The organism is Bifidobacterium margollesii (assembly GCF_002860355.1).
GTDB lineage: Bacteria > Actinomycetota > Actinomycetes > Actinomycetales > Bifidobacteriaceae > Galliscardovia > Galliscardovia margollesii.
On sequence record NZ_NMWU01000053.1, the window covers coordinates 1 to 7,073 of the forward strand.

The 7,073-nt window shown below is 65.3% G+C and carries 5 protein-coding genes; all 5 read left to right on the forward strand.

Going from position 1 to position 7,073, the window contains the following annotated elements:
- A partial coding sequence (locus Uis1B_RS11235; protein WP_133124933.1) for an IS30 family transposase occupies positions 1-420 on the forward strand: 420 nt, incomplete at its 5' end.
- 385 nt (positions 421-805) lie between these two features.
- Positions 806-1,588, forward strand: coding sequence for a sulfite exporter TauE/SafE family protein (locus Uis1B_RS11240; RefSeq protein ID WP_243390365.1), 783 nt, complete (start codon positions 806-808; stop codon positions 1,586-1,588).
- A 171-nt stretch (positions 1,589-1,759) separates the two neighbouring features.
- A complete protein-coding gene (locus tag Uis1B_RS11245) occupies positions 1,760-4,243 on the forward strand; it encodes an alpha-galactosidase (RefSeq protein ID WP_101618336.1) in 2,484 nt (827 codons plus the stop codon).
- A 133-nt stretch (positions 4,244-4,376) separates the two neighbouring features.
- Positions 4,377-6,254 (forward strand): alpha-glucosidase, encoded by a 1,878-nt coding sequence (locus Uis1B_RS11250; protein ID WP_101618335.1) that lies wholly within the window; start codon positions 4,377-4,379, stop codon positions 6,252-6,254.
- A gap of 296 nt (positions 6,255-6,550) precedes the next feature.
- Positions 6,551-7,063: a helix-turn-helix domain-containing protein gene (locus Uis1B_RS11255; protein WP_101616300.1), complete on the forward strand. Its 513-nt coding sequence runs from the start codon at positions 6,551-6,553 to the stop codon at positions 7,061-7,063.
- Positions 7,064-7,073 lie beyond the last annotated feature (10 nt).

Genomic DNA, 7,073 nt, shown 5'->3' on the forward strand with positions numbered 1-7,073 from the left:
TTCGCCCGGTTCATCCCCGACAAGAGCGCGCTGGCGACCGCGCGCGCCGANTACGACATCTACAGCCGGATCCCCGCGCCCGCGCGCATCGACCGCACGTGGGACAACGGCACGGAGTCCTCCTGCCACCTGCTCGTGGACGAGGCGCTGGGCATGCTCACCTACTATGCGGACCCGTACTCCTCGTGGCAGCGGGGCACGAACGAGAACCGCAACGGCAGGATCCGGCGCTACCTGCCCAAGGGGACCAGCTTCGACGACCTGTCGGATGCGGACCTGCAGGCCATCGTCGACGAGATCAACGACACCCCGTTGAAGGTCCTGGGCTGGGAAACGCCCAACGAGGTTTGGTACCGCGAGCTCGGCAAGGTAATGTCAAAGACAAGCCACCCAGAGACGAGTGTTGCACTTACAAATTGAATCCGGGGATCGCACTGATCTGATTGCGGAAGCCCATCGGAGAATCTCACCGCCGGAGAGTACAGTGCGGGCTGTGACGGCGTGCGGCTCCGAATGCAAAGAGCGCAGGCCAGGATAATCGAATATCGAAGTGCATACGGTCGATGACTGCGGCCGATAACCACAGGACCGCGGGCGATAGCCGCAGACGGTAGGACGAAAGACATAGACGATACGACGAGTCGGAGAGGTGACCATGACAGAGGAACGGAACAACGAGACGATGGACAACGGTGACAGCGGCACGGTGATCGACAACGCCAAAACCGACACCACAGTCAGGGCCGACAACGCCGAAGGAGCGGCCACGCTGGAGGCGGAGGGCCGCCCGGCGAGTCATGTGTGGATGATGCTGATCGGTGTGGGGCTGGTTTCCGGCATTCTTTCGGGCATGTTCGGCATCGGCGGCGGCACGGTGATCGTGCCCGCGCTGGTGTTCCTCGGTCTTTCGCAGCGGCATGCGGCGGCCACTTCGCTGGCGGCCATCGTACCGACGTCGATCACCGGCGTGATCTCCTACGCCACCGGCGGTGATGTGGATTGGATTGCCGCGCTGCTGCTCGCCTGCGGTCTGGTCGTCGGCTCGCAGATCGGCAGCTGGCTGCTGTCCCGTCTGCCCGAAGTGGTGCTGCGCTGGGTGTTCGTGGTGTTCCTGTGCTTCGTGATCACCTCGCAGATCGTGTTCACCCCCTCGCGTGATCAGACCATCCACATGACCGTGATCACCGGCGTGCTGCTCGCACTGCTGGGCGTGGTGATCGGCACGCTCGCCGGTCTGCTCGGCATCGGCGGCGGCGCGGTGATGGTTCCGGCGTTGTCGGTGCTGTTCGGCGCTTCCGATCTGATCGCCCGCGGCACGTCGCTGCTGGCCATGTTCCCCAGTTCCATCGCCGGTACGGCCGCGAACTGGCGTCGCAAGCTCGTCCATCTGAAGAACGGTCTGGCCATCGGCGTCACCGCCGCGATCGTAGCCCCTCTTGGCACGATGATCGCCGGTGCGGTGAGTCCGCGCATGGGTGCGAATCTGTTCGCGATCTACCTCGGCGTGCTGCTGATCCGCAGCCTGTGGACGGCCATTAAGATCACCCCCGGACTGCGTGAGAAGCTGCCGCACAAGTCGGGCAGGTGACCGCACGGTTCGGCATGATCCGATATCGTAGGAGCCGATATCGTAGGAGTCGATATCGAGCCGATGCTGAGCCGATGCCGGACGCCGCCGCATCATCAAGCGCCATTGTCGAGCAACATTGTCGAGCAACATTGTCGAGCAACGTCGTCGAACCCAGGAAACGAGGTAATGATGCCGCAGTTCAATCCCACCCCCGCCCATCCCGTCGTCGACCATGTGCACGGCACCGCGGCCGACGGCACGCGCTTGCAGGCCGTGTATCTGGAGCAGTCCGCAGCGAACGTTGCGGTCGCGCTGATCTTCGCCGGCGACGAGCTGCCGCGCATCGTGCACTGGGGTCGCCCGCTACCTGCCGCCGGCCGCGGCGAATGGCTGCCCAATCTGTATGATGCATCCAAGCCGCAGCGGGTCTCCGGCGCTCTGGACGAAACTCCGTGGCCGAGCGTGCTGCCCACGCAGGCCGAATCGTGGACGGGCGCATCCCGCTTCGAGGTGAGCCGTGACGGCGTGGAACTGTTCTGCCGGTTCGCGGTGCGGAGGATCACGACCGACATCATCAATACCGTCGATATCAGTACCGTCAATACCGGCGACACGGCCGCGGTGGCCGTGATCGCCGAAGACGCCGATCAGGGCGTACGACTGCGTTGGACGTGCGAACTGCTGCCGAGCGGACTGGTTCGCCAGCGGGCCGACGTGAGCAATATCGGCGACGGCGTGCTGCAGATCGGCAGGGTGGAGCTGGGATTCCCCGTGCCGTCCGTGGCGACGGAAATCCTCACCACCACCGGGCATCATCTGCGCGAACGCTCCCCGCAGCGTCAGTCGTTCACCATCGGAAGATTCGCCAAGGCCAGCATGGTCGGCCGGCCTGACTTCGACGCCTCGCTGCTGCTGTCCGCAGGTGTGCCGGGATTCGGATTCGAGCACGGCGAGGTCTACGCCGTGCACACCGCGTGGAGCGGCAATTCCGTACTGTCGGCGGAACGCACCCCGTACACGACCGGTGTGATCGGCGGCGGCGAAGTGCTGTTCGGCGGGGAGATCGCATTGGAGCCGATCGCCGATACCGTGTCCGATGAGGTCGAGGCCGGCGCAAAGACCGACACCACGACCGGCGAGCGTACCACGGCCGCACACGGCGGGCCGGCGGCCGATCCGTGGGAGCCGCGGCGCTCCTACCGCACCCCGTGGGTGTACGGCTCGTACGGCGACGGGCTCAATGAGGTGGCCGCCCGCTTCCATGCACTGCTGCGCGCCCAGCACCCCAATCTTTCAACCAAACCGCGTCCGGTGATCCTCAATACCTGGGAGGCCGTGTACTTCGACCATGACTTCGACACCCTCGCCGCGCTCGCCGACAAGGCCGTGGAAGTGGGCGTGGAGCGGTTCGTGGTGGACGACGGCTGGTTCGGCTCCCGTCGCGACGACACGAGCGGTCTGGGGGACTGGCGGATCTCGCAGGAGGTGTGGCCGGATGGTCCGAAGAGCCTCAAGGCCCTCGCCGAATACGTGCATGGCAAGGGCATGGAGTTCGGCCTGTGGTTCGAACCGGAGATGGTGAACCCCGATTCCGATGTGGCGCGAGAGCATCCCGATTGGTTGCTCGCCGCGGTTCCCGGGCGGGGCGCGGCTGCCGGTTCGCACGGTGCCGCTGCCGGTTCGCAAGGCAGCGCCGGTTCGGCCGCCCGTCTGCCGATGCAGGGACGCAGCCAGCAGGTGCTCGATCTGACCAATCCCGACGCATGGCGGTACGTGTTCGACGCCATCGACGGTCTGATCGGCGAACTGGGCATCGACTACATCAAGTGGGATCACAACAAGCTGGTGACCGAAGCCGCGTCCCCATACGGTGGCCGACCTGCGGTGCACCGCCAGACCGAAGCCGTGTACGCGATGTGGAAGGCATTGAAGGCGAACCATCCCGGACTGGAGCTGGAAAGCTGCTCGTCGGGCGGCGGGCGCGTGGATCTCGGCATTCTGGAATACGCCGACCGCATCTGGGCTTCCGACTGCGTGGACCCGGTGGAGCGCGTGGACATCCAACGCTACACGTCGCTGCTCGTGCCGCCGGAGATGATCGGCGAGCATGTGGGTGCCAGCCCCGCGCACTCTACACACCGGCCGACCAGCCAACGCATGCGCATGGCCACCGCGTTCTTCGGCCATCTCGGCGTGGAGTGGAATCTGCTCAAGGAGCCTCAGGGGGCGATCGACGAGTTGGCCCGGTGGATCGCCGAGTTCAAGAAGCATCGCGAATGGTTCGCCATCGACACGCTGGTGTATGCCGATACCGGCGATCCGGCCATCCGCCTCGACGGCGTGGTGAAGCCGGATCGGTCCGCCGCGATCTACCGGTTCACGCAGCTCACCACCTCGGCCACCTATCCGGCGGCTCCGGTGCATGTGCCGGGGCTGAAGCCCGAGGCCACGTATCTGATCCAGCCGGTACCGGTGAACGTGGATCTCGGCGGCGGATGGAACAGCGCGGCCGGCGGCGGTGAACTGGAGGCGGCCGCGAACGGTCAGACCCCGCTCGGCTGGTGGACGGCCGAAGGCATTCGGCTGCCCGGCGCGGCATTGGCCTCCTACGGTCTGCGGATGCCGAGTCTGCATCCCGCGAACGCCGTGCTGTTCTGGGCCATCGAGGTGTGAACGAGCCGGTCTGCGGTCCGGGGCGTGCCAGATCGGCGATCGGCTCGCCCCGCTCCTCGTTGCATGATCCGCGTCGCAGGGTCTGAGTCGCATGGTTTGCGATAATGGACGAAATGCGACAGAAAGGACTGCAATGACCGCAGATCAGCGTATGACGCTTGCCGATTCCATCCACACCAACGGTGCAACCCCCAATCCGTGGTGGGCCAACGCGGTGGTCTACCAGATCTACCCGCGCAGTTTCCAGGATACGAACGGCGACGGTTTCGGTGATCTGCCCGGCATCACCAGTCGGCTTGACTATCTGGCCGATCTCGGCGTCGACGTGATCTGGCTGAGCCCGGTATTCCGCTCCCCGCAGGACGACAACGGCTACGACATCAGCGATTATCAGGACATCGACCCGATGTTCGGCACGCTTGACGACATGGACGAGCTGATCGCCGAAGCGCACGACCGCGGTCTGAAGGTGGTCATGGATCTGGTCGTCAACCACACCTCCGACGAGCACGCATGGTTCCAGGCCTCCCGCGACAAGGACGATCCCCACGCCGACTGGTATTGGTGGAGGCCGGCGAAGGCCGGGCATGAGCCGGGCACGCCGGGCGCCGAGCCGAACGAGTGGGGGTCGTACTTCGGCGGATCGGCGTGGGAATACGATCCGAAGCGGGGCGAATACTACCTGCACCAGTTCTCGAAGAAGCAGCCGGATCTCAACTGGGAGAACCCCGAAGTGCGGGCGGCCGTATACCGGATGATGAACTGGTGGCTGGATCGGGGTGTGGACGGATTCCGTATGGACGTGATCACGTTGATCTCCAAGCATGTGGACGCCAACGGTGAACTGCCGGGCGTCGGTGATTCCGCGCGCGATGCCGGACCTATCGGACCGGACGGCTACTCCAGCCCGAACCCGTTCTGCGCCGACGGGCCTCGGCAGGATGAGTTCCTGGCCGAAATGCATCGGGAGGTGTTCGACGGGCGTGACGGCTATCTCACCGTGGGGGAGGCACCCGGCATCTCCGCGGAACGCAACCGGACGATCACCGATCCGGCGAACCGCGAGCTCGACATGCTGTTCCTGTTCGACCATGTGGAGCCGGGCGGCGGACAGTCGAAGTGGACGGCCGAACCGTGGAGTCTGGCGCATCTCAAGCGGTGCCTTGCCGGGCATCAGCGGGCGGTGAGGGATCGCGGCTGGACGAGTCTGTTCTTCAACAACCATGATCAGCCGCGCGTGGTCTCCCGGTGGGGGGACGATTCCAGCGAGGAGATGCGCGTACTTTCGGCCAAGGCGATCGCGCTGCTGCTGCACATGCATCGCGGCACGCCGTACGTGTATCAGGGCGAGGAGCTCGGCATGACGAACGTGTACTTCGATTCGCTCGACCAGTATCGGGATCTGGAGTCGATCAACATGTACCATCAGCTCACCGAGGCGGGCGTACTGTCCGAAGAGGCGATGATGGATGCGCTCAAGGCGATCAGTCGAGACAACGCGCGCACGCCGATGCAGTGGGATGCCACGAAGTACGCCGGGTTCACCGCGTCGTATGCGCCGACCGAGCCGTGGATCGGCACGAATCCGAACAAGGACGTGATCAACGTCAAGAAGCAGCTGCGCGACGGGGATTCCGTGCTCGCGTTCTACCGTCGGCTGATCGAGCTGCGGCACACGAATCCCGTGGTGGCCGCCGGCGACTGGGCGATGCTCGACGAAGCCGATCCGAAGGTGTACGCCTTCGTGCGCACGCTGCGCGAGGAGGGCGTCGGCGGCGGCATCGACGGTTCCGGCGAGAAGCGGCTCGTGGTGGTGGTCAACATGTCGTCCGGTTCGGCCGCGTTGCCGCCGGAGACCAAGGATCTGCTCGGCCTGAACATGTCCGGGGCGATCATCGGCGGTGCGAGCGCCGACCGCGTGCTGATCGGCAACTATCCGGCCGAACAGGTGGCGGCGGATCTGCTGTTCGGCAAGCTCGCCCCATGGGAGGCCTTCGCCTACGAGCTGTAGGCTGTGCGCCGTGGGCTGAGCCCGTCAAGGAAACGGCAGAGCCGTTTCTAGGGCTCAGGCGAGCCGACAGGCGAGCTGACTGATGAGGCTGAGCCCGTTAAGGAAACGGCGGGGCCGTTTCTAGGGTTCAGGCTCGCCGACAGGCGAGCGGACAGAGCGCGGCCGAAAGGCCGACCAACACCACCGAGAAGCTGTCAGCCGGAGGCTGACTGATGAGGTGGCTGGTGCTTGGTGAACTGCACCCCGATTGTTGGACTGGAGTAATTCAGATTCGATGATCGGAGGTGCGGTTTCTCATGTGCGGGGATCGCAGACGCCATTACGGCGACGAGTTCAGGAAGACGGCCTTGGCCCTGATCCGTCAGGGCATCGGGGCGAGGGCCCTGGCCGGACGGGTTTGCATGCCGCGGTCGACCGCGGAAAAATGGGTGTTGTTGTACCGGATCGGCGGGGAGGCGGCGCTCATGGGAGAACGCGGCAACAGGAAATACGACTACGGGACGAAGCTCGCGGCGGCGCGCGACCGCGTGGAGCACGGCCTGACCAAGGCCGAGGTCATGGCCCGGTACGGGATCGCGAGCATCACGACGCTCGAGAACTGGTGCCGCGAGTACCGTGCGGGAGGCCCGGACGCGCTGCGGCCGAAGCCGAAGGGCCGGCCCAGGGGCGCCAAGCCCAAACCGAAACCGGCTCCCACGAGGGAGCAGCTCCTCGAGGAGGAGAACGCGTACCTGAGGGCGAGGGTCGCGTACCTGGAAAAAGCCCGCGCCCTGCTGGCGTCGAAGTCACCAACCGGGAGAAATCGGTGATCGTCTCGAC

Excerpts from the sequence above, each read along its gene's own strand:
- Uis1B_RS11255 (WP_101616300.1), top strand. The coding sequence starts at position 6,551 with ATGTGCGGGGATCGCAGACGCCATTACGGCGACGAGTTCAGGAAGACG.
- Uis1B_RS11240 (WP_243390365.1), top strand. The coding sequence starts at position 806 with ATGATGCTGATCGGTGTGGGGCTGGTTTCCGGCATTCTTTCGGGCATG.
- Uis1B_RS11245 (WP_101618336.1), top strand. The coding sequence starts at position 1,760 with ATGCCGCAGTTCAATCCCACCCCCGCCCATCCCGTCGTCGACCATGTG.
- Uis1B_RS11250 (WP_101618335.1), top strand. The coding sequence starts at position 4,377 with ATGACCGCAGATCAGCGTATGACGCTTGCCGATTCCATCCACACCAAC.